Origin of the sequence: Paraburkholderia sp. BR10882 (assembly GCF_040948855.1) — a bacterium.
In the GTDB taxonomy this organism is placed as follows: Bacteria; Pseudomonadota; Gammaproteobacteria; order Burkholderiales; family Burkholderiaceae; genus Paraburkholderia; species Paraburkholderia nodosa_A.
This window is the reverse complement of record NZ_JBFPKP010000002.1, coordinates 599265-623711: the sequence shown is the minus strand read 5'-3', so window position 1 is coordinate 623711 and position 24447 is coordinate 599265. Positions and strand designations below refer to the sequence as shown.

Sequence of the window (24447 nt, the reverse complement as noted above, 5' to 3'; positions counted from 1 at the left end):
TTGACAGGGCCCCCTCGCCTGTATGCTGAAGCCATTCATCATTAGCCTCGTCGCCTGGTCGGTGCGCCGCGCGGCGTGGGTGATCACATTTGCAATCGTGCTTGCCGTGCTCTCCGGCGTATACGTCGCGAGGCATTTCAAGATCAATACCGACGTCAGCGGTCTCGTCGAGAACACGGCCGAATGGGCCGCGTTGAGCGAAGCCAAGGACAAGGCGTTCCCGCAGCGCGCGAGCTCGCTGCTCGTGGTCGTCGAAGCCGACGCGCCCGAGCTCGCCGACGCCGCCGCCGACAAGCTCGCGCAAGCGCTCAAGGCCGACTCGCGCGAATTCAGCGCCGTCTCGCAGCCCGCGGGCGGCCCGTTCTTCCAGCACAACGGCCTGCTGTTCCCGTCCACGGCCACGGTGCTCTCGACCACGGGCCAGCTCGTGCAGGCGCGCCCGCTCGTGAACCAGCTCGCGAAGGATCCGAGTCTCGCGGGTCTGGCCGGCACGCTCACGACCACGCTGCAACTGCCGCTCACGATCGGCCAGATCAAGTTGCCGCAAATGGCGAATCTGCTCGGCAGCGCCGCCACCGTCGTCGACGAGGTGCTCGCCGGCAAGCCCGCGGCGTTCTCGTGGCGCGCGCTCGTCGACAAGGACGCGGCGACGAAGCCGGCGTTCGCCTTCATCACCGTGCAGCCGGTGCTTAACTTCGGCGCGCTCAAGGCAGGCGCAAACGCGTCGGAGGCGATCCGCGCGACCGCCGCCTCGCTTCATCTCGACAGCGAATTCGGCGCGCGCGTGCGCCTCACGGGCGAACAGCCGCTCGCCGACGACGAATTCGCCTCGGTGCAGGACGGCGCCGCGCTCAACGGCGTGATCACGATCATCGTCGTGCTCGCCATCCTGTGGCTCGCGCTGCGCTCGGGCAAGCTGATCGGCGCAACGCTCATCACACTCGTGGTCGGTCTGGTCATCACGGCCGCGCTCGGCCTCATGATGATCGGCTCGTTCAACATGCTCTCGGTCGCCTTCATGGTGCTGTTCGTGGGGCTAGGCGTCGACTTCGGCGTGCAGTTCGGCGTGAAGTATCGCGAGGAGCGCTTCCAGGACGAGCGGCTCGACGCCGCGCTCCTCAAGACCGCGCGGACCATCGGCGTGCCGCTCACGCTCGCGGCGATCGCCGTGGCCGAAAGTTTCTTTTCCTTCCTGCCGACCGCCTACAAGGGCCTCTCGGAACTCGGGCAGATCGCGGGCGTGGGCATGTTCGTGGCATACGTGTGCAACATGACAGTGCTGCCGGCGCTCATCCGCGTGTTCAATCCCAGGGGCGAGCGCGCCTCGCCGGGCTTCGCGTTCCTCGCGCCCGTCGACAAATGGCTCGCCGAGCATCGCAAGCCCGTGCTGATCACCACGCTCATTATCGTGGTGGGCGCGACGCCGTTGCTGCTGCATCTGCGCTTCGACTTCAATCCGTTGCATCTTAAGGATCCGCATACCGAGTCGATGGCGACGCTGCTGGCGCTCAAGAACTCGCCCGTCATCTCGATCAACGATGTGAGCGTGCTCGCGCCGTCGCTCGAAGAAGCCGACAAGATCGCCGCGCGGCTCTCGAAGCTGCCCGAAGTCGCTCGCGCCACCACGCTCAGTTCGCTGATTCCCGACGATCAGCAGCAAAAGCTCATGCTGATCTCGAGCGCCGCGCAGCAGCTTCTGCCCGCGCTCACGCAGCAGCCGTCCTCGCCCGTAACCGACGAAGTGCGCGTACAGACGCTCAAGCGCGCGGCCAACCAGCTTTCGCTCGCCGCGAGCGACCACCCGGGGCCGGGCGCGGCCGAGGCGAACCATCTGTCCGACTCGCTCAACAAACTCGCGAACGCGAGCCCGGCCACGCGCGACCGCGCGGAAACCGCCTTCAGCCTCACGCTCAGGCTCGCCTTCGCGCAGCTCGCGCGCCTGTTGCAGCCCTCGGAGATCACGCGGGAAAACCTGCCGCCCGAGATGGCGCGCGACTGGGTGGCGCCGACCGGCCAGGCGATCGTGGACGTCGCGCCGCGCGTGCCGCCGGGCGTCGATCCCAACGACGATGTGATGCTCGCGCGCTTCGCACACGCGGTGAAGGCGGCGGAGCCGAACGCGATCGGCGGCCCGATCTCGATCCTGCACTCGGCGAACGTGATCATCCTCGCGTTCTTCCAGGCAGCGGGGTGGTCGGTGCTGCTCATCACGGCGCTGCTCTGGATCACGTTGCGCAATTTCGGCGACGTGCTGCGCACGATCATTCCTCTACTGGTATCGGCGCTCGTTACGCTCGAATTGTGCGTCGTCTTCGGAATTCAGCTAAATTTCGCCAACATCATCGCGCTTCCCCTGATGCTCGGCGTCGGCGTCGCGTTCAAAATCTACTTCGTGATGGCCTGGCGCGCGGGGCAGACCGGCCTCCTGCATTCGAGCCTCACACACGCGGTGCTTTTTTCCGCCGCGACCACCGCCACGGCGTTCGGGAGCCTGTGGCTATCGCATCATCCGGGCACGTCGAGCATGGGCAAGCTGCTCGCGCTGTCCTTGTTCTGTACGCTGATAGGCGCCGTGGTCTTCCAGCCGGTGCTGATGGGCAAGCCGCGCGCAAAACGCGCGAGATCGGAAACTCAGGGGATCGACCAATGAAGAAGAATCAAGCCGCGCTCACCATGGCGGCGGCGAGCCTGGCGCTCCTCGTGACGTCGGGTTGCGCCACGGGCCCCGACCGCAAACCGGGCGATCCGTTCGAGCCCGCGAATCGCGCAATTTTCACGTTCAACGACAAACTCGATACCTACGTCGCGCAGCCGGTTGCCAAGGGCTACCAGAAGGTGACGCCGCAGCCGCTGCGTCAGGCGATCACGAACTTCTTCTCGAACATCGGGGACGTCGACAACTTCGCAAACAACGTGCTGCAGCTGAAGATCACCGACGCCGTCCAGGATCTGATGCGCATCGCGATGAACACGACCTTCGGTCTGGGCGGCCTGATCGACTTCGCGACGTTGGCGGGGCTGCCCAAGCACCATCAGGACTTCGGCCTCACGATGGGCCACTACGGCATGCCGGCCGGCCCGTATCTCGTGCTGCCGCTGTTCGGGCCCAGTTCGGTGCGCGACGGCATCGGCATGGCCGTGGACGTGAAATTCAACGTCATCAACTACTTCGAGCCGGCGGTGCGCAACCCGATGTATCTTGCGCAGTTCATCAGCGCGCGTGCGGACCTGCTCGGCGCAACCGACCTGCTCAAGCAGGCGGCACTCGACCCGTATTCGTTCGTGCGCGACGCCTACCGCCAGCAGCGCGAATCGCTGATCCGCGGCTCGCGGGGCAACAATGCGCCGCTGCCCGATTACGGCGAGCCGGGCGGCGAGGCCGCACCGAACGAGAACGGGGCACCCCATTACGAAGACCCGGGCGAGTCGGGCGGTGCAGGTGGCACGGCGGCCCCCGGCGCTTCGAACAATGGTCTGCCGAATTACGAGGATCCTGGCGAGGGGAGCGCGACGGGCGCTACCGGGGCTGCTACGACGGGTGCGGCCGCGGCTGGCGCGGGTCCGGGTGCTGCTGCGGCGGCCGGCACGGCGGGTGTAGCCGCGGCGGCCGCTTCCGCACCGGCGGGCGCATCGGCGCCTGTCGCGGCTTCGGGTGCGACGGCAGCGCCTGCGAAGCCCGCATCGGCGCCCTGAACGCAACAAAGGGCCCCCCGTTTGCGGGCGGGCGGCGTATCAATGCAAAAAACCCGGCAACCTTTCGAGGTTGCCGGGTTTTTTATCGTGTCGCGAGCACCGCTCAATGCACCGAAGCGTCCTCGCTCTCGGCCTGGCGTTCGGCCTCGTTCGCCGCCGCCAGCGCCGTGGCATCCGCCGTCGTCTGCACGGTCTGGCGATAGCGCTCGTAGGCTTCGTCGGCGTAACGGATACGCTCGCGGCCGTGCGGGGCCGGCACGCCGTCGGCGCCGAGGTTCACGAACACCATCTTTTCGATCGTCAGGATGCTCTTGCGCGTGATCTTGTTGCGCACTTCGGCGCGCAGCGTGATCGACGTCCGGCCGAAATCCGTGGCCGTGATGCCGAGCTCGATGATGTCGCCCTGACGCGCCGAGCTCACGAAGTTGATCTCCGACATGAACTTGGTCACCACGCGTTGATTGTCGAGCTGGCAGATCGCGTAGATCGCCGCTTCTTCGTCGATCCAGCGCAGCAGGCTGCCGCCGAACAGCGTGCCGTTCGGATTCAGGTCTTCAGGCTTGACCCACTTGCGAGTATGAAAATTCATGGCTGGTCACTCCCCGATATGTGATTTGTCCCCAGCTCGCAGGAACGAACCTAGGGTTAACACTCAGATGTTACCAGAGATAGGGGTTTACCCTAGTTTTTCAATAACCCGGCAGGATCATTTCGGGAAAAAAGCGCCGGCGGCCGTCAACACTTGCCGCGCGGCGCTGAGCGACTGGCGTGCCGCTTTCGCGTCCGCGGCCACGCGCAGCAGGCCGCCCAGTTGGGCCGGGTCGCGCGCCAGTTCGCGCAGGACCGGGAGCACCGCCGTCGTGCCGTCATCGCGCAAGCCGGCCATGGCCGCTTTCGGCAGGCTGCGCCACGCCGGATCGACGATCGCGCGGCACACTGCGAACGGCACGCCATGCGCGGCCGCGGCGGCGGCGGCCAGGTGCGATTCCATATCGACGGCGAGCGCTCCGCACGCGCTGAACAGCGCGGCCTTGTCCGCCGCACCGGTGAGCGGCGCGGCAACGGCTGCCTCCACGCCGCGCCGGGTTTTCGCGGCGAGCGGCGAGGCCATCAGCGCGTCGGCCATGCGTGCGCTCCAGGCGGCGTCGGTCGCGACGCGCCCGAACGGCCCTTCGATCGCTTGCGCGATCACCAGCGTGCCAGGCTCGAGATCGGGTGCAAGACCGCCCGCCGTGCCGAAGCTGACGATGGCCGCCGCGCCGTCCTCGAGCGCCGCCGCAAGCGCGCTCTGCAGCAGATCGGCGCGCGCGGCATAGACGGCGCGTACGCCATCCTGGCCTTTGCCCGCGGCAATGCTCGCCTCGAAGGCCATGCCCGTTACTGCGATCACGGGCAGGGCGCGCGCCTTGATACCAGCCGCCGCGCTCACAGACCGACCGTGACGCGCGTCACGCCCGCGCGCTTGAGGTTGCGGTAGCGCGCGAGCGCCCACAACGGGAAGAACTTGCGATAGCCGTGGTAGCGCAGATAGAACACGCGCGGAAAGCCCGTGGCCGTGAAGCGCGTTTCGTCCCAGAGGCCGTGTTCCTGCTGCGTTGTCTGCAGATACTCGATGCCGCGTGCCACCGCCGGATGATCGACCGCGCCCGCCGCCATCAGGCCGAGCAGCGCCCAGGCCGTTTGCGAAGCCGTGCTGGTGGCGCTCTCATAGCCGCGGTATTCGAGCTTGTAGCTCGTGCCGTCTTCGCCCCAGCCGCCGTCGTCGTTCTGGATCTGCACGAGCCATTGCACCGCGCGCTTCATGCGCGGGTCGTCGTGACTGAGACCGGCCGCGTTGAGCGCGCACAGCGCCGTCCACGTGCCGTAGATGTAGTTCATGCCCCAGCGACCGTACCAGCTGCCATCGGCTTCCTGCTCTTCGAGCAGATAGTTGTACGCGCGGCGCGCGTGCTCGCTCGCGGCCGGCAGCTCGCCGAGCTGCGCGAGCATCGAGAGGCAGCGGCCCGAGACGTCGGCGGTCGGCGGATCGAGCAGTGCGCCATGGTCCGAGAACGGGATGTTGTTCAGGTAGTACTGCGTGTTCTCCGGCTCGAACGCGCCCCAGCCGCCGTTGCTGCTTTGCATGCCGACCACCCATTCGCGCGCGCGGGCGATCGGGGCGTCGTAGGCATTCGTGTTGTCGAGCTTGTCCACGCGGTCCATCGCGGCCACGACCACGGCCGTGTCGTCGACATCGGGGTAGTGCGGGTTCGCGTACTGGAACGCCCAGCCGCCCGGACGCACCGCCTCGCGGCGCGAGATCCAGTCGCCGCGCACGTCGAGAATCTGCAGCGGACGCAGCCATTCGAGGCCGCGGCGCGCGGCTTCCTCCGCGCGGGCGTCGCCGGTCTCCAGCAGGGCGTGCGCCGCCAGCGACGTGTCCCACACCGGCGACAGGCAGGGCTGGACGTACGCTTCCTCCGTGTGGACCGTCACCAGCTTTTCGAGCGACTGGCGTGCGATCGCGCGGTGCGGATGATCGGCGGGATAGCCCAGCACGTCGTACATCATCACGGCGTTGGCCATGGCCGGGAAGATCGCGCCCAGACCGTCCTCGCCGTTCAGGCGCTCGTCGACGAACGCCACCGCGGCGTCGATCGCGCGCTGGCGCAGGTAGGTCGGAAAGAGCGGATCGGTCACGCGCAGCACGCCGTCCACGGCGCGGAAGAAACCGAACCAGCCCTTGCTCTGATGCGGGGAGCGGGCGTTCAGGCCCACGCTCACCGGCGCGCCGCGGAACAGCTCGTCGATGCGCACGCCGCGCGGGTTGCGCGCCACCGGGCGCTTCGCGCCCAGCACGAGCAGCGGCACGATCACCGTGCGCGCCCAGTACGACACCTTCGACAGATGGAACGGGATCCACTGCGGCAGCAACGTGATCTCGACGGGCATCATCGGGACTGCGTACCACGTCACCACGCCAAACAACGCGAGCAGGATGCGCGTGAACACGTTGACCTGCTCGGCGCCGCCCGCCGCGAGAATCGCCTCGCGCGCCCGCACCATGTGTTCGGCGTCTTCGGCGTCGCCGATCATCTTGAGTGCGAAGTAAGCCTTCACGCTTGCGCTCACGTCCATCGCGCCGTCGGTGAAGAGCGGCCAGCCGCCGTCCGGCAGCTGGATGCGGCGCAAGTAGCGCGCGATCTTCTGTTCGAGTTCGAGGTTCGCGGTTTCGCCCAGGTAATGCACGAGCAGCACGTATTCGGCCGGGATCGTGGCGTCCGCTTCGAGTTCGTAGACCCAATGGCCATCGGCGCGCTGGTCGGCGAGGATCGCATCGGTCGCGCGCACGACGGCGGCGTCGAGCATGGCGAGCGGTGCGGCCGTCTCTTCGGCAAACGTGGGGGTGGGCATCGCCACGCCCGGCGTGGCGACGCCGAGCGTGTCCTGGGATAAATCGTTCATCTACGTTCCAAATTTTCGGTCAGGAGCAGCTCGGCGGCCTTGCGGCCCGAGCGGATCGCTCCTTCGATCGTCGCGGGCAGACCGGTAGCCGTCCAGTCGCCTGCAAGCATCAGATTGTTCCAGCGCGTGCGCGTCGCGGGCCGGCGCCATTCCTCGTCGGGCACCGCGGCGAAGGTCGCGCGCGCGTCGGCGCACACGCGCCAGGCAGGCATCGGCTCGAGCGGCAGCGAGGCCGCCTCGGCCACGTCGGTCCACACGCGGCGCGCGATCTCCTCGGGGTCGAGGTCGAGCACGCCGTGCGCGTCGTGGATCGTCGCCGACAGGCGCCCCTCGGCCGTGCACAGCCAGTGGGCCGTGCCGTTGACGAGCGCCATCGGCGTCACGAGGCCCGGCGGCGCCGGCACCGCGTAGTGCACGGTGACGATCGCATTGTGGCGCTGCGGCGCCTGCAGCGCCGGCACGAGCGCCGCGGCGGCCGCGCCGGGCACGGCCAGCACCACCGCCTCGTCGGCTGCGAGCGTGATGCGCCCGTCTGGAAAATCGAGTGCGGAGACGCGGCCCGCCGCGTCGTCGTACTCAATCTCCCTGAGCGGCGAGTCGAGGCGGATCGCCGCGCCGCCGTGCTGAAGCATGCGCAAGGCCGGATCGACGAATGCGCTGGAAAGGCCCCCGCGCGCCGCCAGCGGCCGGAACGACTCGCCGCCCGCCGCGAGCGACTCGCGCAGCATCGCGCCCGCCAGCTCCGCGCTGCCCACGCGCGGCTCGACATTGAGCGCCGTGAGAAAGAACGGGTGCAGCAGCCGGTCCCACAGCACGCCTTCGCAGCGCATGGTCTGCGCCATCGTGCGGCCCGGCTTGGCGAACAGGAGCGGCAGCAGCCCCAGATAGTCCGCGGCGCGCGTACCCGGTACTCGCGAGCGCGAGTCGCCGATCCAGAACGGCATGCGCGAACGCGAGAAGCGCACCGTCCAGCGCGAGCCCGCGGCGATATCCATGAACGCGAAGCCCGGCTCGGTGGGACCGGAGAGCGCGTCGCCGGCGCCGATCGTGCGCACGTACTCCAGCGTGCGCGCATGTCCCGCCAGCACCAGATGATTGCCCGTGTCGAGCGTCGCCGAAAGCGTGCGGTCGTAGTACGAGCGGCAGCGTCCACCTGCCTGGCTGGCGGCCTCGTAGAGCGCCACCTGCACGCCGCGCCGCTGAAGCCGCACGGCCGTCGCGAGGCCCGCAAGCCCAGCGCCGATGACGTGGACTAGCCGAGGCATCAGAACAGCGCGTAACGCGCGACGATCCACATGAGCCGTGCGCGCGGCTTGCTGACTTTCGTGCGCGGCAGGTCGAAGCCGCGATCCACGGTGCGCTCGAGCAGCACGCGGTAGACGCCCGACATGATGCGCGGCGCTTTCACCTGCGCGCGCGGCGCGGCGTCCATGATCGCGTCGGCCTGCGCGAAGTGCGCGCGGGCGCGCTGCACGAGCGTCTCGCACACACGCGGCAGCGACGGATCGGCGGCGATCGTGTGCGGATTGCCCGCCGCGATCCCTTCGCGCGCGAGCAGTTCGCGCGGCAGATAGCAGCGGTTGATGTCCGCGTCTTCGTCGATGTCGCGCAGGATGTTGGTGAGCTGCAGCGCGCGCCCCAGATGGTGCGACAGCAAGCGGCCCGGCTCCTCCTGCATCCCGAAAATTCTCACCGACAGCCGGCCTGCGGCGCTCGCCACGCGGTCGCAATACAGGTCGAGCGTGTCCTCGTCGGGGGCGCAGATGTCCTCGGCGGCGTCCATGGCCATGCCGTCGATCATCGCGTGAAAATCTGCGCGCTGCAGCCCGAACGTATGGATATGGCGCGTGAGCGCCGCGAGCGAGGCGCGCGGCGTGCCCGCATAGCACGCGTCGATGTCGGCGCGCCATTGGTCGAGCCCCGCCGCGCGCTCGGCGCGGGGCAGGTCGCTGTCGGCGATGTCGTCGACAGCGCGGCAGAAGGCGTAGACCTGATACATGGCGTCGCGCTGCGCGGGGGGCAGGATCCGCATCGCCAGATAAAACGAGCTGCCCGACGAAGCGGCGGCAGCGTCGGTTTGTTGTGTATCGTCCACGACGAGATTGGAAACAGCCAAGACGATCTCCGCTGGGGGCGCCCTCACCGGGCGTTCGACTCTATTCGGGCCCGCATTGCCGCGGGTCGCCCGCGCGCGCGGACACGCGCGAGGCACCCGACCCTTAAATTGCTTGCCGGGAGGCGTGCAAGGCCGGAAACGGGCAAAAGTATATCAACCTTTGGGCAACCCGCGCAGGGCCGTCAGCGCCTGGGGACCGCAGTGGAGGCATGGCCGCGCAGCCCCGGAGCATGGGGCGATGAGCCGGATTGAGGCGGGAGCCGTTTGCGCCCGACTCGGATCAGGCGAGCGCGACCGAGCGGTTGCGCCCCTGGCGCTTCGCCGTGTAGAGGGCGGCGTCCGCCTCGTTGATCATGCCTTCGTAGTCGGGCGCACCCGTGCGCGCCGTCGCGGCGCCGACGCTGGCCGTCACGGGCACGATCACGCCTTGCACCTCGATCGGCTCGTCGCCGATCGTGCGGCGGATCTTCTCCGCGACGTAGAGCGCGTCGTCGAGCGGCGTGCACGGCAGGAGCAGCGCGAATTCCTCGCCGCCGAAGCGGCCGAACACATCCTGCTTGCGCACCACGCCCGACACGCGCTGCGCCATCGAGCGCAGCACCGTGTCGCCGGCCACATGGCCGAATTCGTCGTTGATGCGCTTGAAGTGGTCGAGGTCGAACAGCAGCATCGACAGCTCGCCGCCGTAACGCTGCCAGCGCAGGAATTCGTCGGCGAGGCGCGTTTCGAAAAAGCGCCGGTTCGCGATGCCGGTGAGACCGTCGCGGTCGGCGTATTCGCGCAGCTTCGCCACGGCGTCCTCGCGCTCGCGCTGCATGACGCTCACGTGGGTGACATCGGAGATGGTCACGCACACGGCTACTACGTCGCGCCCGCGCATGAGCGGCATGAAGGTGCAGTCTTGCTGCATGTAGTCCACACCGCCCGTGATCGGCCGGTCATGGTCGAACTGGAACAGATACGGGCGCTGCTCCCACGAGCTGAACGCAAAGCTGCCCAGCTGGAACACGCTTTCCACCTTGCGCGTGAGCCACGCGCGCGGCAGGTCCGGGAAGCGTTCGAAGATGGAGCGGCCGATCACGTCCTCGGCGGTCACGCCGCTGTGATCCTGCATGAAGCGGTTCCAGCTCAGCACGTTCATGTCGCGATCGACCACGAATATGCCGAAGCCCACCCGTTCGACAACGAGGTCCGCTAGTGTTGGCAACCCGGCTGGCTCGTTCATAGGCTATGTAACAACGCGTCGATGGCCCGGCTCACGACATGGATCGACTCCTCGGCCATCAGCATGACGAGGTGGGCGCGAAAGCGCTGGTCTTCCAGCGCGAAATTGACTTCGACGAGCAGCGCGACGTCCCAGGCGAGCAGGCCCGGCTGGAACACCTCGTCGAGCATGATCGCCTCGCCGAGCAGGCCCGGCTGCGAAAACACCGGCATGCGCCCGAGCTGGTCGAGCATCGACGACACGCACGCGCCCGTGAGCGCGTTGGCGACGTCGAACATCAGCTCTTCCTCGGTGAGGGCATCGTCGCCGATCGTCGCGTAAGGTCCGCCGACCAGGCTGCCAAGTTCGGCGATCTCGCCGCTTCGGCAGATCACCAGCGCCTCGCCCTTGATTTCCGAGCGAAAGCCCTGGCGCACGGCCGCAACCGGGCCGTCGATACCGGTCATCTCGCGTAGCGCCGCCGCGGCCTCGGAGACGGCGACCACGCGCACGCGCGGCACCGACAACTCGATGAAGGCGTTGAGCAGCGCCGACAGACGCGTCGCGGCCTGCCCCATGCCGAGATTGGCGATCTCCTGCAGCGCGTCGCGCTGGAGTTCCGTGAACACTCGATCAGGCATACAACCCGTACTCCTTCAGGATGGGCAGCAGCGCCTCCTGGGTTACCGGCTTTGCGACGAACGCCGCCGCGCCGAGTGCCTGCACGCGCTCGCGGGCACGAGGCTGGACGTCCGCGGAAACGACGATCACGAACGTGTTCAGGTCTTCGTGCTGCAACGCTTCGAGGACCTGGAAGCCCGTCAGGTCGGGCATCGTGAGGTCGAGGAACATCACAGCCGCACGACCGGCGCGGTAATGGGCAAGCGCTTCGTGTCCGTTCGACGCGTACGAAATCGCCACGTCCCAGTCCTCGGGCAGCGCCTTCGTGAGCACCTTGCGGGCTAACAGCGAGTCATCGGCGATCACGATGGGCAAGGACATGGATATGCTGAATGAGTGTGCGTTGGACGGAGTGCGTTTCGACGGATTAACGGCGGCGCGGGCAATTACTTTAGGGAGACTTCGAAGAAAAATGCAAACCGGGCCGAATAATTCGTAACGCATAAACGGACCCGCGCGGTGGCGCGACGACGCAACGCGCATGGCTGCGCCGTTGCCCAATGGCTACCGGCAACCCGTGCGCCGGTGTGAAGGCCCTCGTCTGCATGCCTGCAGCCACCCCGTAGCATGGCCATCCGCCGTAATGGCGAGCGTGGCGTTCATGCGAATGCGTTATTTATCGTGTCCGGGATTCTCGAATCAAATTGAATCAAATGCAACTCGCCGTTAATCATTCGACGAACAAAATCGACTCATTCTGGCTAATTTATGGAAATAAATTATCCATCCCTTAAATAAAGAACGTTGATTATCCCTTTGTGGTACGTTTGCGCTTCGCCGATTTTCGCGAATTCGGCATTCAGCGAGAGACAACCCCTGGCGGCCTGCCTGACCGACGATGCTTGCGGCGCACCGGGTATGCGCTGGCCGTCGGGGCGTCATCGCGGTCGTTTATCATGTCGACTGCCCCGCCGCCTTTTCCCTGCTTTTCCGTACGATGATTGCTGACCGGCCCGAGCGGCCAGACGAACGCATACCCCAGCCACCCCCTGCCGACGACGCGCCGTTTCCGGCCGCGCCGGGCCACGACTTCACGGTACGCCGGCGCACGCTGCTCGCGCTGCTCGTCGCGGCGATCGTGCTGCCGTGCCTCTACGTCGCCGCCATGGCGTACAACGACTTGCGCGCGCGCGAAGCCGACGCCACCGACACCACGCTGCGCACCGTGCGCGTGGCCGAAGAGCACGCGCTCAAGGTGTTCGACATGAACGAGGCGCTCGATGCTCGCGTAGTCGACCTCGTGCGCGATCTGAACGACGACGGCATCCGCGCCAGCGAGCCGCAGATCCACGAGAAACTCGATGCCATCGGCGGCGGTTATCCGCAAGTGGCTGCGGTGTCGATTTTCGGCACTAACGGCGACCTGCTCGCGAGCAGCCGCTATTCGCCGCCGCCGACCATGTCGATCGCCTCGCGCGACGACTTCGCCGGCATCCGCGACGGCCGCGTGCTCGACCACGTCTCGCGCGTGATGCAGGGCCAGGTGAGCGGCGAGACCGTGTTCAACATGGGCGTGGCGCGCCTCGACGAAGCCGGCGGATTCGCGGGTCTCGTCTCGGTCGCCTTGCGCCCCGGCTATTTCAGCTCGTTCTACCGCGACCTGCTCGGCTCCGGCTCGCCGATGTCGCTCGGCCTCGTGCGCAGCGACGGCACGATCCTCGCCTTCGATCCGCCCCCGCGCGTGGACGGGCCCACGATCACGCCGCACTCGCCGCTGGGCGCCGCGCTCCAGCGCGGCACGGAGTCCGGTGTCGTGCGCATGCATTCCGCGCTGCTCGGCAGCAACGTGATCCTCGCGTTCCGGCGCGTGGGCGCGTACCCCGTCTATGTGACCTGCGCGTATCGCACGCCCGCGATCTGGGCGGCGTGGTACCGGCACCTGAGCGTGCTCATCATCTCGATGTTCGTCCCGTCGATTGCCCTCTGGTGCGTGATCTGGCTGTCGCTGCGGCGCCTCGCCGCCGAAGAGGAGGCGTGGGAGCGCTGGCAGGCCGAAGCCTCGATGCGCCGCTCGATCGAATCCGCCTACCGGCAGTCGCGCAAGATGGAAGCGCTCGGCAACCTCGTGGGCAGCGTCGCGCACGACTTCAACAACCTGCTGATGATCGTCTCGGCCAACGTGCAGATCGCGCGGCGGCGCGGCGCGGCGGGTTTGGAGCGCGAACTCTCGGCGGTCGAGCGCGCGCTCAAGAGCGGCCAGTCGCTCACGCGCCAACTGCTCGGCGTGGCGCGCAAGCAGCCGCTGCGCAACGAGACGATCCACGTCGGGCGCTGGCTGCCGGCGGCCCGCGAACTGCTGCGCGCGTCGCTGGGCGCGAAAGTGTCGCTCATCGTCGAAGTCGACGACGACGTGTGGCCCGTGCTCGTCGATGTGGCCGAATTCGAGCTCGCGCTCATCAATCTCGCGGTGAACGCGCGCGACGCGATGCCCAACGGCGGCCGCTTCACGGTGCGCGCGCGCAACATCAGCTTCCGGCCCGACGAAGGCTTCCCGCTCGACGGCGACTTCGTGCACGTCACCCTCGAAGACACCGGCACCGGCATGCCGCCGGACGTGCTCGCGCGCGCGTTCGAGCCGCTCTACACGACCAAGTCGAAGGGCACGGGCACCGGCCTCGGACTGCCGCAGGTGTTTGCGTTCTGCGAGCGCACCGGCGGACTCGCCGCGATCGACAGTGCGATCGGCGCGGGCACGACGGTGCATCTGTATCTGCCGCGCTCGCTCGCCGAGCCGCCCGCGCCGCGTCCGAGCGAGCCGCGCGAGGAGAGCGCCGAGGTGCAGCATGGGCTGAACGTGCTGCTCGTGGAGGACAACGACGAAGTCGCCGCCGGCACCGAGGCGCTCCTGCAGATGATGGGCCACCGCGTGACCTGCGCGAGCGACGCGGCGAGTGCGCTGGAACGCGTCGAAGCGCCGCCTGCCGAGGGCGAGCCCACGCCGCGCTTCGACCTCGTGCTTTCCGACATCCACATGCCGGGGACGATGAACGGCATCGATCTGGCCGAGGCGCTGCAGGGGCTCGAGCCGGACCTGCCCGTGATCCTCGTGACAGGCTATGCGGAGGAGCTCGAGCGCACGCGCAATGCCGATGTGCGTGTGCTATCGAAGCCGTTCGACATCGCGCTGCTGGAGAAGATGCTCGAGGCGATTCGCGAGGACCGCCAGGCGCGCGCGAAGCGCGAACACGATGCGACGCTCCCGAGCCCGCGAGCATGACAAGTCGCAGGAACACGCTTCGCGGCACGAGGCTTGCGACAGCCAGCACGACCCGCAGAATCAGGCGGTTAGACGTCGCGCGCAGCATGCGCCAACCGATGCACGAGCAAAGCACAATCGGCGCATGATGTAAGCAGGCGTCGCCATCTGGCGAAGGAGGCTGCCATGAAACAGACCGTGACCGGCGTTTTCCAAACCTACGAGGAAGCACGCCACGCGCAGGACGCGCTGCTGCAGCGCGGCTTCGCGGCGGGCGACATCGACCTGCCGGCGCGCACCGAGGGTGTGCTGGCCGGCATCGAGCGGCTCGTGGGAAGTTTTTTCTCGTCGACGGGCGATGCGCGTCGCACCACCGAGGCCCAGACGGGCATGACGCCGCCGCCGGGCGAAGCGGTGCGCATCGGCGTGCATGTGAGCGACGAGGCGCACGCCAACCTCGCGTACGAGACGCTGCGCGAAGAGCATGCGACGGAAGTCGCGCTACGCGGCACGCCGTGGGCATGGCCCGCGACGGACCGTCCGGTCGCGCGCGAGCACTCGGCGCTCGACGAACTGGGTCTCTCCGAATTCGCCGATGCCATGCGCCGCCGTGCCGCGCAGACCGAAGCCGCGCGCGAACAAGCCTCCGTTGACCCGACCGTCGAACCCACTGTCGAACCGATGCGGCCGACGAGCGAGGCCGAAGCGACCGTGCTCACATCGGCCAGTGCACCGGGCGCTGGTGCGGTGATGGGCGCGCATCATGTGGACGTTCCTGGCGCACCCGAAGCGACGCGACCCGCAGCAGGCGTCGCGCCGCAAATTCCGGACGAATTCCTCGAATACGAGGAAGATACGCCCGAGCACCACAAGGACATGCCGGGGCAGCGCCGAACGTTGCACTGAAGCCCCTCGCGCAAATGCCGCGTGGGTTGCGTTTCAGGCGTCAGCGGCCGAGCTGGCGCTTGACCCAGGCCACGTACGTATCGACGAAGCCCTGCAGGAACTTGCGGGTGTCCTCGTTGACGATCTCGCCTTTCTCGTTAACGCGGCTCGGGTCGTGCTTGATGAACATCTCGGGCTGACCGAGCAGCGGGACGTCGAGATAGGCGAGCACGTTACGCAGATGTTGCTGCGAGAGCGCTGTGCCCGTTGCCCCCACCGACGTGCCGAGCACCGCGCCCGGCTTGCCGCGCCACGAATTCGTGCCCCACGGCCGCGAACCCCAGTCGAGTGCGTTTTTCAACCCGCCCGGAATCGAGCGGTTGTATTCGGGCGTGACGAACAGCAGGGCGTCGACCGCTTCGATCTGTTGCTTGAAGCGGCGCGCCACCTCGGGATAGTCGGCGTCGTAATCCTGGCTGTAGAGCGGCAGCACGCCGATGTCGAGATACTCGAAAGTAAAATCGGCGGGTGCGAGCGAAGTCACCGCGTGTGCGAGTTGCCGGTTGAATGAATCCTTGCGCAGACTGCCGACTACCACTGCGATCTTGTAGGCCATTTCGGTTTCCTCGGAAGCGCGCGCGAAGCGCAATGGAAGGAAACGTCATCATAGACGTATGCGCCTTCCGGCGATGCGCAGACGCTCGCTCGGGTCAGCCCGATATCGGGATCGGCGAGGCGTTGTGGATAACCGTGGGTAACGCGAATTTATCCACAGATTTTGGGCATAAGCTTGTGGACAACTTGCGCGAAGAGCCGATGAACACGGGCCTCGCGTCGGATTCGTCTGCAGGTTAGCAAAGATGCAATTTCCATGCGTGCATGGCAGGGATTGCACCTCGTCCATGCACGCGGGCGCTCGCGATTCGCTCGCTTTTGGCGCCTGAGTACCCCAACGCATGCATCCCGGCGATGTCAGCCAAACAGTGCGGCAATGTTTTCGGTCGGGCGCCCGATCACGGCGCGGCCATCGCGCACGACGATGGGTCGCTGCAGCAGAATCGGATGCCGCACAATTGCTTCGTAGAGCTGATCATCTGTAACGCCAGGCGCATCGAGGCCGAGCTCTGCGTACTCGGTTTCGCCGGTGCGAATCATGTCGAGCAGCGGGCAGCCCAGCATCGCGTGCAGCGCTTTGAGTTGGTCGACGGTGAGCGGTTGTGTCAGGTATTCAATTACCTTGACTGACTCGTTTGCCGTTGCAGTGGATACCCGTTCGTAAGCCGCGCGGGACTTGGAGCAGCGGGGGTTGTGGTAGATCGTGATCATGACGTCGCAATTGCGAGAGAGGAGTGGTGGTGGGTGAGCCTCGGTGAGACTGGGGCCTCGCTGCGATTTTACCGGGGGGCGCGCTGGCACGCGTAGGCCGCTTCTGCGGACCATTCCTGACTCTTGGTGCCGAGGTTTGCTGCCATGGGGGCGCATGTGGATTCGCGGCGAGATTTTCCGGTCGCGCTTTGTGTGCGACGGGGATAGCGATGGAGTGAGGCGCGGACTTTATGCGCATAAAGCCGTGAGTTGCGCCGATGTCATCGTCCGGTGTGCCCGTTAGCAGATCGACGCCATGCATCGAAGGCATTGCCGAGGCAGATTTCAGTGCCGCGCGCAAACGCTAGCGGCGTTCCCACGCCCCTGTGCGAGCTTTATGCGCATAAACCTTGTCCGAATGGCTAATTCGACTGCAAATTACGTCAAAAATCATTGAACTGAAAAACATTCCAGGTAAAATCCCAAGCTAATAGCAAAAAGGAGAATACCAATTGGCAGCAGAGATAATCGCAGTCACGCAGCAAAAGGGCGGGGTCGGCAAAAGCACGATCGCGATGCATCTCGGCGCGGCCTTTCACGAAAAGGGGAAGCGGGTTCTCGTCGTGGATGCCGACGGCCAAAACACGCTGGTCCATTGGGCCAGTGCGTCAGCCGATGGTGACACCGGCATCCCGTTCCCGGTCGTCAATCTTTCCGAAGCCGGTGGCCAAATCCATCGGGAGATCAAGAAGTTCGTCAACGACTACGACGTGATCGTCGTGGACTGTCCGCCGTCGATCACGGAAAAGGTCTCGGGTGTGGTGTTGCTCGCTGCGACCGTCGCCGTCATTCCGACTTCGTCTTCTCCGGCTGACTACTGGTCCAGTGTTGGTCTCGTGAAGCTCATCCAGCAGGCTCAGGTCATGAACGAAGATCTGCGCGCGGTATTTCTGCTGAACAAGACCGAGGAGAAGCGCATGCTCACCCGCGAGCTGAAGCGCGCCCTCGAAGAGCTTGGTTTCCCTCTGCTCAGAACGCAGATTCCCACACGTGAGGCGTACAAGCAGGCGATGGCCTTGGGCCAGACCGTTCTGCAAATGAACGATCGCGGCGCTCGCCTCGCCGCGGTGGAAGTGCGCGCATGCGCCGACGAGATCGCGGCCATGCTTCCCTGACTTTATGCGCATAAAGGACCCTGAATGAAACCCTCCCAATTCGCCAAAGGCTTTCAGGCTCGTCCGGATACGACGAGCAGCGAGAAGCGCACTGCGCTCGACCGTCTCAACGCCATCGACGGCCTCGTCCAGGACAAGCCAAAAACGCGCGAAGTTGCTGGGCGCTCGAGTCAGCCTGCGCTTGTGACCGGCCTTGAACCTGCCGTCGAGCCGATTCTCGACGATGCGCCTGGCCTCGAAAATGAATCGGTCGAATACCGCACCTGGCGCATCGCTCAAGGCTACCGTCCGGGGCAGATCATCGAGTTGCCGCTCAAGGACATCAAGCCGAGCCCCTTCAATCCGCGTCACTTCTATCTGAAGGCATCGATCGCTGAACTCGCTGTCAATCTTGCGAAGCAAGGGCAACAGCAGGCGATCCATGTCATTCCCGACTATGCGGCGCCGGGCAGCTACTACGTGAGCGATGGCGGCCGTCGCGTGCGGGCACTGAAAGAAGCGAACAAGGAAGTCGTCAAGGCAATCGTCGTCGACCTGCCGATCGGCATTCAGAGCTATAAACTCGGTTACGACCTGAACGTCCAGCGAGATTCGCAGACCGTTTTCGATAACGCGGTGGTGTGGAAGCGATTCATCGACGAAAAGCATTTTCTGAGTCAACGTGAACTTGCCGACCACCTCGGCCTCGACGAATCGACGGTGGCCGTTGCGCTATCGATCGGCAAGTTGCCGGAATCGGTCATGCAGGAAATGGTGGCACGCCCGGACCGCTTCGGCTCGAACATGGCCTATCAGGTCGGGCGCTATCACGGCGCGCGCGGCACCGATGCCACGCTGCGTCTCATCAACCGCATCGTGGCCGACGACCTCAGCACGCGTCAGGTAGCGGATATCGTGAAAGGCCGGGCGAGCGCGCAGGAAAGCCCGAAACCGGCTGGGCGGCAACGCTACGCACAACGGCTGGAGATCAAGCTGGACGGTGTCGCCGTGGGCGACTTGAAGTCTTATGGCGACGACCGGCTCGAGTTGCGCCTGAAGGGACTCACCAAAGATCGACGGGACGCGATTCTTCAGCAGATCGAACAGATCCTGAAAACGAAATAACCTTGGAAAATGTGTCGACGGCTGCCACGCACTGGCGGACCGTCGACGATTGAGGCACGATCGTTTCATGCCTCACAATCGCCCGAACGGTCACACCCTCACCGCCCCGCATTGCACGGACCGGCCATAACTGATGCTCAGGCAGCGCGCGTTTGGCTCAGCGTGAACGCGAGCAGATCGCCGTCGGTCGGTTCGCCCCAGGTCTTGCGCGCGAGCCAGTCGAAGAACGCCGTATCGGCCAGTTTCGATTCCAGCCCGCGACGACGCCAGTCGTCGCGCAAATGCGATCCCAGTCCCGGCAGTTCATCCGTCTCAAACGACTGACGCGCCAGTTCGCGCTCCATGTCGCCCTGCTCTTCATAGAGCGAGCGCGCTTCCTTGCGCCGATACGCCGCGTATTCATCGAGCAGCCGCGCCTTCGGATCGTCGGCTGAGACCGCTGCCGCCGCACCGCGGCCAACGGCCGGTGTGGCGCCTGCCGCGGTCTCGACCGGCGGCGCATAGCCCTTCTTCAACGCGTCCTTGAAAAGCGCCGCGGCGCTGCGCACCGGCGGCAAGCTCGTACTGCGCATGCGCTGTTCGGTCAGCTGCAACGCTGCGCGAATGCGGTTTTCCTCGCTGTCGGCGTAAAGCGACTGCGCTTCCTTGAGCGGAATTCCGATCTTGACCATGCGGTCGACGAGCGTGCTGTCGAATACATTCGGATGCTCGTCGAGCGCGAGCATCGGCTGTTTGCGCTCGGTCACGCGAAACTGGATCTCGGCGACACGGCGCCCTTCGCGATGCTCGATCAACTCGACGAAGATGTTCGTCACCGCGTTGACTTCGGCAATTGCGGGCCGCAGATAATCGCGCTTGAAATACTTGTACTCGCGTTTGGCTTCGTCGCCGGCTTCGGTGTCCGGGGTACCGGAAAGGATTGGGCGCCACCACTCCCAGGTCTCGCGCATCGTCAGATGGCTGGGGTTGGTCAGATAGCGCACGCAGATCTCGTAGAGCGCCAGCCCCGCGCTGCTGCGCAACTGACTCTGGAACTGCAGGCTCAGGCGGGCGTACTGGACCGGATCCAGCAGCTTCTTTTTGATCTTCGGCGCGAACGAGAACTCCACCCAGACGCGACGAGTTTGCGGATCCTCGAGAATTTCCGCGTCCGCAATCAGCGTGGAGATGCCCCACTTGCGGCCGGGCTTCTGGCTCGACGTGCCCTGGCTCCATTCGACCTGCACCGACACCATGCGGCGCAGGTGCTCCTTTACGAGCGCCGTATCGTTCGAATCGAACGCCGAGTTGGCGACGATGTCGGACAGTAGCGCACGGTAGGTATCGCCAGACTCGTCGGCCTGCTGGGCGACGGCCAACAGGACATTGAACAGCTTGCGGGTCAGCAGGGTGATCTTGCCGCTCTTCGGCTGGATCGCGATCGCCTCGACGGCCTTGCGCAATTCCGCCGAGCTGGGGCTTACCACATCGGTCTTTTTCACGCGCTTCGTGGCCATGCGTCGGGTCGAGAAGAGAATTTCGCGAAAGGATACCGTCTGTGGTGATAGGCGTCTATAGGGCCTCCCTCACCATTGCCGGTGATGCGCATCTCGCGCGCGCCGCTCACCGCGGCACCCTCCCGTATCGCCTCACCTTTGGTCAGATGCCCATCCAGTGGGGCGCTTTGCGTCATGCACGCTCCGGCCGGATCCCGCATTTCTGCCTGAGTACCAAAGGTCGCCATCGGCTCCCGTATTCGCTCACCTTAAATATTTTCGTGCTGACGGTGAAAAAAGTCCGTCGATGGTCGCGAAATCCTGGCAACCAACCGGTTGCCGGCTAAAAAATCCACAACGGTGCGATCGCACTGCAACAAAGCGTGGCCCGCCGCACGGACAAAACGATCGGAAAGTCCCACTTGTGGCGGCAAAAGCTGTCCGACACGGCGATCGAAGCGCCAAATCATCAGCGCGTTACGAGGGAGTGCCCCAGGTATCCCGAAAATCCTCACCTGTCGTCGCGCAGGCCAAAGTAATTGGCGCGCTCCCGAAAGCCGACGCTGCGGCTGTTACGCCGGAATTGCTCCCGAAAAATCTCACCTTTTGCATCCCGGTCCGGTTGCGCTGCACCGTCGTGGCCTCCCGGAAACCCTCACCGCTCATTGCGCCGAAAAGAAAAAATCAATGGATTCCGTAACTTATCCACATATGTGGCAGGCGGGGGAAGGCGATATCGGTTCCCGCATTCCCTCACCTCAGATCGAGACACGAGATTCAGGCATATGCGAGTTTGCCGAGAAAAACCTCCTGAATATTCTCACCCATACCGGATGACAACCGGGAGTAACACCCTCCGCGAGCCCGTATTCTCGGCGTCTGCAGCGCAGTGAACGCCAACTTTCTCCCGAAACTGCTCACCTTCGGCAGGAAATATGCCAAAAAATGCTCCCGAAAAACCTCACCTTAGCTAAAGAGCGTCGGCGGATCCTGAGACTTTCGCGGCACTGCGGCAATCTCCCGAAAATCCTCACCCTATGTCGCGTAAAGTCTTCGGGAACGTCCTTCGCGTAGCCGGAAGATCCGTGCGGCTCGATGGCAAGCCCCCGAAAAAGCTCACCTCTGGGCCCTGAAAGCGCCCATTTCGCCCGATTTCGGGCGTTGGCTCCCGAAAAACTTCACCTTCGAACTGCATTTTTTCCCGATCCTTCTCACCGCACGCATTTCAGCCCCTCGATTTAGGCAAAAAATGGCGCGAATCACCGCTCCCGAATCCCCTCACCGTTGCATTTCCCGTAACATCGGAGCCGGGCCCGGCCGTGCGTGATATGCCCGTCCGTGGCCTCCCGTATCGCCTCACCCTTGCCGGGAAGTCAAGAATCCCCCCGCTCCTGAACCCGCTCACGTCCTCTCCTGCAGTGGCTCACCGGCGTTCCCGAAGCCCGCCACCGAACTGTCCCGCAGGGGCTCACCCAAGGTCCCGTAAAGCTTCACCTGATCGGCCGGAAACCCCCGCCAGGCAAGGATTTGCCGTGGCGTTAACGTTTTTAACCGGTATCAAGGGTGTTTACTTTTATATCTCTCAAGCAAGAATCCTCCCCGCGAGCTACCCGAGATATCCACATTCCTAACCCACCACCGCGCAACCTCATCGAGGCGGCTCGCGTGAAACAACGGATCGCAGTAGAATCAGGCGAGAAATTCACGCGTTTACAAGGGCTTATGAAACAAAGTTCGATTTGTTTCACGGAAAACCCGCGCTGATCTCTTCTCGTGACGAGCTAGTTGGCCCCTTGACGGCCATCACCCTACCGCTGGCAAGCTCAGGACTCAAAAACGTAGCAAATAGAACGTAATTTGTTATTATTCGTCCACTCCACCGCCGAGAAGACGAATATGCGAGACCAGGACCGCCAGGCAATCCGCGAAGAAATCGAGGATTTGCGAAAAAACGGAGCACGCAGGCAGGAACTGTCCTTACACGCCTGCAAACGCTTGTTCTTCGATTTCGAGATCAAGCCGTCGATGGCTGCCGTCCGCGAGCTGACCCAAACCGGAAGCGCCAGCGACATCCCCAAGGATATAGAGCTTTTCTGGCAGCGCATTCGCGCGACCTCCAAAGTGCGTGTCGGCGCCGGGGCAATTCCGCCCGCACTGGAAGAGCGCGCCGGCGAGCTGCTGGGCGCGCTTTTCGAGGAAGCGCTCGCGCTCGCGGGCGAAGCCCTGCAGGCGGAACGTACGGAATTCGAAGCCGGCCGCCTCGATGCCGAGCAGGCGACCCGGGAGGCCGAGGCCCGTCGTTCAGCCGCCGATGAGATGCTGCAGCGCAGCGAAGCGCGCGTGGAAGCGGCCTATGAGCGGGTGCGCGAACTCGAAAGCCAGCTCGCCGCGGCGTCCGCGCAGGGCGTCGCAGCGCATGGCAATCGGGAAGTGCTGGTACAGCGTCTGGAGATGGAAAACGACGCCCTGCGCAAGCGGCTCGAGGCGGAGCAGACCACCAACGCGGGGCTGCGCGACCGCATCGACGGCTTGCACGAGGAAATGCGCAAGAGCACCGAGCACTACGCGCAGCAGATCAAGGACGCGCTCGCCGAGGCCGAACGGCGCGTGAAGCCTATGCTGGTCGAACTGGATTCGCTGCGCACCATGTCGTCGACGTGGCAAGCGGCCCAGCGCGATGCCAGCAAGAAGGAATTCGATTTCATCCAGCAGTTGGCGACGGCGAAGGCCCGCGCCGACCGGCTCGACGCCGTGCTGCGCGAACGGTCCGACGAAGTGGACGTGCTTACCCGGCAGGTCACCGCATTACGCGGGCAGCAGGGACTCGATACCTCGGTCGCGTCGTTGCTGTGTTCACTCGCTGCCGCGGGCCGGCTGGGCGCAGCCGAACTGGCGAGTCTCGGCACCGTGGTCGACGGTCAAGTCGCCTTGCCGGCGCGTTGTCCTAACTGTCACGAAGGGGAACCGGAGTTGTCCGAAGTGGACGATGGTTTCGAATTCACTTGCCCGGAGTGCGAGCACACCTCGGGCACGGGCGCGACGAAGCTTGCGGCGTACGCGCGCTTCATGGCCGGCAAGCATTCACACGAACAGGCTTGACGTGAGCTTTTACGGGAGGCGCGCACACGCCTCTCAAACGTTCAATCGCCGGCCGACGCGACGTTTCATGCCTCGTCGTTTTGCGCCGATACGTGCTGCGACGCCTCGCGTTCCGCCCACGTCTTCCATGCACGATGGAGCCTCCCCGCAGAGATCGGCTGCAGAAAGCCGAGCCACTGTCCTACCTGATCGATATCCACGCCGCGCTCGAACAGGTCTGCCGCGAACGTGTTACGCAAGGTCTGCGGACTCGCGCGTTCGGCGCGCGTTTTCGCCACGCCCGCCGCGTCCATCAATGCGTCGATGGCGCGCAGCACTGTGGCCTTGTGCATGGGGCGCCCTGAGGGCGAACCCGGAAACACCAGCTGCCCGGGCAGTCCGGCCAGGCGGCGCGCTTCGAGCCAGGCGCCGAGCACGTCGACGGCAAATGGCGTCAGTCGCGTGACGCGCGTAAACGCCGGATTGGCGGCTTCAATCGTGACCCACTCCGAGCCGATCGCCACACAATCGAGCGTGAGCGCGATGGCGTCTCCCGTTTTCAATCCGCCGCCCAGGAAGATGGCAACGAGCGCACGGTCGCGGCGCTCGCGCCATCGTTTCGCAGCCGATGGCTCGACGAGCGGCGAGAACAATTGGCCGATGATCGCGGCGCGCTCGGCGGGCGTCAGGAAGCCGGTTGGCTCGTTTTCGCGCGCGTTGCGCCATGCGGCTTCGCCGTCCTGGGCGATGAAGCGCGCCGGATTCGTGGAGGCGAGTTCGATTTCGCGCACGTGATCGAGCACGCGCTCGATGAGCCGCAGGTAGCGAAGCCGCTGCGGTTTTTTTATATCGAGGCTAGCGACGAATTCGGCGATCGTGCCCGTATCGACGGTCATGATCGTCTTGCGCTTGAGCGCGAGCCATTCGAGGAAGCGCCCCCATTGCACGCGATAGACCTCGGCGGACGAACGGCGCAAGTCCTGCGAGGCGAGCCAGGCGTCGAACGCCGCGACGGGGTCGCGCTGCCAGTCCTGGCGTTGCTGGTCGAAGAGGTCGCGTGAGGAAGTCGAAGACGCCATCTCTATCATTCC

20 protein-coding genes are annotated in these 24447 nt (G+C 65.3%); 8 read left to right on the top strand and 12 right to left on the bottom strand.

The genetic code is table 11. The features are described from left to right. The first annotated feature begins 22 nt into the window (after positions 1 to 22). Both AB3X99_RS07780 and AB3X99_RS07775 read left to right on the top strand, forming a co-directional pair. Positions 23 to 2650 carry an MMPL family transporter gene (locus AB3X99_RS07780; protein WP_342946836.1) on the top strand — a complete coding sequence of 876 codons (2628 nt, stop codon included), beginning with the start codon at positions 23 to 25 and terminating at the stop codon, positions 2648 to 2650. Next, positions 2647 to 3693: a VacJ family lipoprotein gene (locus AB3X99_RS07775; protein ID WP_368616576.1), complete on the top strand. Its 1047-nt coding sequence runs from the start codon at positions 2647 to 2649 to the stop codon at positions 3691 to 3693. The genes AB3X99_RS07780 and AB3X99_RS07775 overlap by 4 nt, the downstream gene beginning before the upstream one ends. Before the next feature lie 103 nt (positions 3694 to 3796). Here AB3X99_RS07775 and AB3X99_RS07770 read toward each other — a convergent pair whose 3' ends face one another. The 8 genes from AB3X99_RS07770 to AB3X99_RS07735 form a co-directional block, all read right to left on the bottom strand. Then, positions 3797 to 4282 (bottom strand): acyl-CoA thioesterase, encoded by a 486-nt coding sequence (locus AB3X99_RS07770; RefSeq protein WP_069261559.1) that lies wholly within the window; start codon positions 4280 to 4282, stop codon positions 3797 to 3799. A 117-nt stretch (positions 4283 to 4399) separates the two neighbouring features. Continuing rightward, complete coding sequence (locus AB3X99_RS07765) at positions 4400 to 5065, bottom strand: phosphorylase (RefSeq protein ID WP_342947166.1); 666 nt, start codon at positions 5063 to 5065, stop codon at positions 4400 to 4402. A gap of 53 nt (positions 5066 to 5118) precedes the next feature. Next, a complete protein-coding gene (gene shc / locus AB3X99_RS07760) occupies positions 5119 to 7086 on the bottom strand; it encodes a squalene--hopene cyclase (protein ID WP_368616727.1) in 1968 nt (655 codons plus the stop codon). Between the two features lie 47 nt (positions 7087 to 7133). Next, positions 7134 to 8402: a hydroxysqualene dehydroxylase HpnE gene (gene hpnE / locus AB3X99_RS07755; protein ID WP_069261558.1), complete on the bottom strand. Its 1269-nt coding sequence runs from the start codon at positions 8400 to 8402 to the stop codon at positions 7134 to 7136. After that, on the bottom strand, positions 8402 to 9253 hold the full coding sequence (gene hpnD, locus AB3X99_RS07750) for a presqualene diphosphate synthase HpnD (protein ID WP_069261557.1): 852 nt from the start codon (positions 9251 to 9253) through the stop codon (positions 8402 to 8404). Before hpnD ends, hpnE begins: the two co-directional genes overlap by 1 nt. Before the next feature lie 280 nt (positions 9254 to 9533). After that, the gene (locus AB3X99_RS07745) at positions 9534 to 10478 is read right to left on the bottom strand and encodes a diguanylate cyclase (protein ID WP_368616575.1); all 945 of its coding nucleotides are present in this window, start codon (positions 10476 to 10478) and stop codon (positions 9534 to 9536) included. Next, positions 10475 to 11098 carry a chemotaxis protein CheC gene (locus AB3X99_RS07740; protein WP_069261555.1) on the bottom strand — a complete coding sequence of 208 codons (624 nt, stop codon included), beginning with the start codon at positions 11096 to 11098 and terminating at the stop codon, positions 10475 to 10477. Before AB3X99_RS07740 ends, AB3X99_RS07745 begins: the two co-directional genes overlap by 4 nt. Further along, a complete protein-coding gene (locus tag AB3X99_RS07735) occupies positions 11091 to 11459 on the bottom strand; it encodes a response regulator (RefSeq protein WP_028202798.1) in 369 nt (122 codons plus the stop codon). Before AB3X99_RS07735 ends, AB3X99_RS07740 begins: the two co-directional genes overlap by 8 nt. A gap of 616 nt (positions 11460 to 12075) precedes the next feature. Between AB3X99_RS07735 and AB3X99_RS07730 the strand changes: the two genes are divergently transcribed. Together AB3X99_RS07730 and AB3X99_RS07725 are read left to right on the top strand one after the other, a co-directional pair. Beyond that, a complete protein-coding gene (locus tag AB3X99_RS07730; RefSeq protein WP_368616574.1) occupies positions 12076 to 14355 on the top strand; it encodes an ATP-binding protein in 2280 nt (759 codons plus the stop codon). A 165-nt stretch (positions 14356 to 14520) separates the two neighbouring features. Continuing rightward, positions 14521 to 15240, top strand: coding sequence for a hypothetical protein (locus tag AB3X99_RS07725; RefSeq protein ID WP_342946841.1), 720 nt, complete (start codon positions 14521 to 14523; stop codon positions 15238 to 15240). A 40-nt stretch (positions 15241 to 15280) separates the two neighbouring features. On the opposite strand, the gene AB3X99_RS07720 is transcribed toward AB3X99_RS07725, so the two are convergent. Both AB3X99_RS07720 and arsC read right to left on the bottom strand, forming a co-directional pair. Further along, positions 15281 to 15835 carry an NADPH-dependent FMN reductase gene (locus tag AB3X99_RS07720; protein ID WP_069261867.1) on the bottom strand — a complete coding sequence of 185 codons (555 nt, stop codon included), beginning with the start codon at positions 15833 to 15835 and terminating at the stop codon, positions 15281 to 15283. Between the two features lie 356 nt (positions 15836 to 16191). Further along, positions 16192 to 16545 (bottom strand): arsenate reductase (glutaredoxin), encoded by a 354-nt coding sequence (gene arsC / locus AB3X99_RS07715; protein ID WP_342946842.1) that lies wholly within the window; start codon positions 16543 to 16545, stop codon positions 16192 to 16194. Positions 16546 to 17036: 491 nt separating this feature from the next. On the opposite strand from arsC, the gene parA reads away from it, so the two are divergent. After that, positions 17037 to 17699, top strand: coding sequence for a ParA family partition ATPase (gene parA / locus AB3X99_RS07710; RefSeq protein ID WP_042271984.1), 663 nt, complete (start codon positions 17037 to 17039; stop codon positions 17697 to 17699). Between the two features lie 24 nt (positions 17700 to 17723). Continuing rightward, positions 17724 to 18803: a ParB/RepB/Spo0J family partition protein gene (locus AB3X99_RS07705; protein ID WP_069261551.1), complete on the top strand. Its 1080-nt coding sequence runs from the start codon at positions 17724 to 17726 to the stop codon at positions 18801 to 18803. A 137-nt stretch (positions 18804 to 18940) separates the two neighbouring features. Here the strand turns inward: AB3X99_RS07705 and AB3X99_RS07700 are convergent, their stop codons facing one another. Beyond that, complete coding sequence (locus AB3X99_RS07700; protein WP_069261550.1) at positions 18941 to 20299, bottom strand: replication initiation protein; 1359 nt, start codon at positions 20297 to 20299, stop codon at positions 18941 to 18943. 41 nt (positions 20300 to 20340) lie between these two features. Between AB3X99_RS07700 and AB3X99_RS07695 the strand changes: the two genes are divergently transcribed. Beyond that, complete coding sequence (locus AB3X99_RS07695; RefSeq protein ID WP_368616573.1) at positions 20341 to 20625, top strand: hypothetical protein; 285 nt, start codon at positions 20341 to 20343, stop codon at positions 20623 to 20625. A 1549-nt stretch (positions 20626 to 22174) separates the two neighbouring features. Then, complete coding sequence (locus tag AB3X99_RS07690) at positions 22175 to 23377, top strand: DNA-binding protein (RefSeq protein ID WP_342946844.1); 1203 nt, start codon at positions 22175 to 22177, stop codon at positions 23375 to 23377. 65 nt (positions 23378 to 23442) lie between these two features. On the opposite strand, the gene AB3X99_RS07685 is transcribed toward AB3X99_RS07690, so the two are convergent. Next, positions 23443 to 24435 carry a tyrosine-type recombinase/integrase gene (locus tag AB3X99_RS07685; protein ID WP_368616572.1) on the bottom strand — a complete coding sequence of 331 codons (993 nt, stop codon included), beginning with the start codon at positions 24433 to 24435 and terminating at the stop codon, positions 23443 to 23445. Positions 24436 to 24447 lie beyond the last annotated feature (12 nt).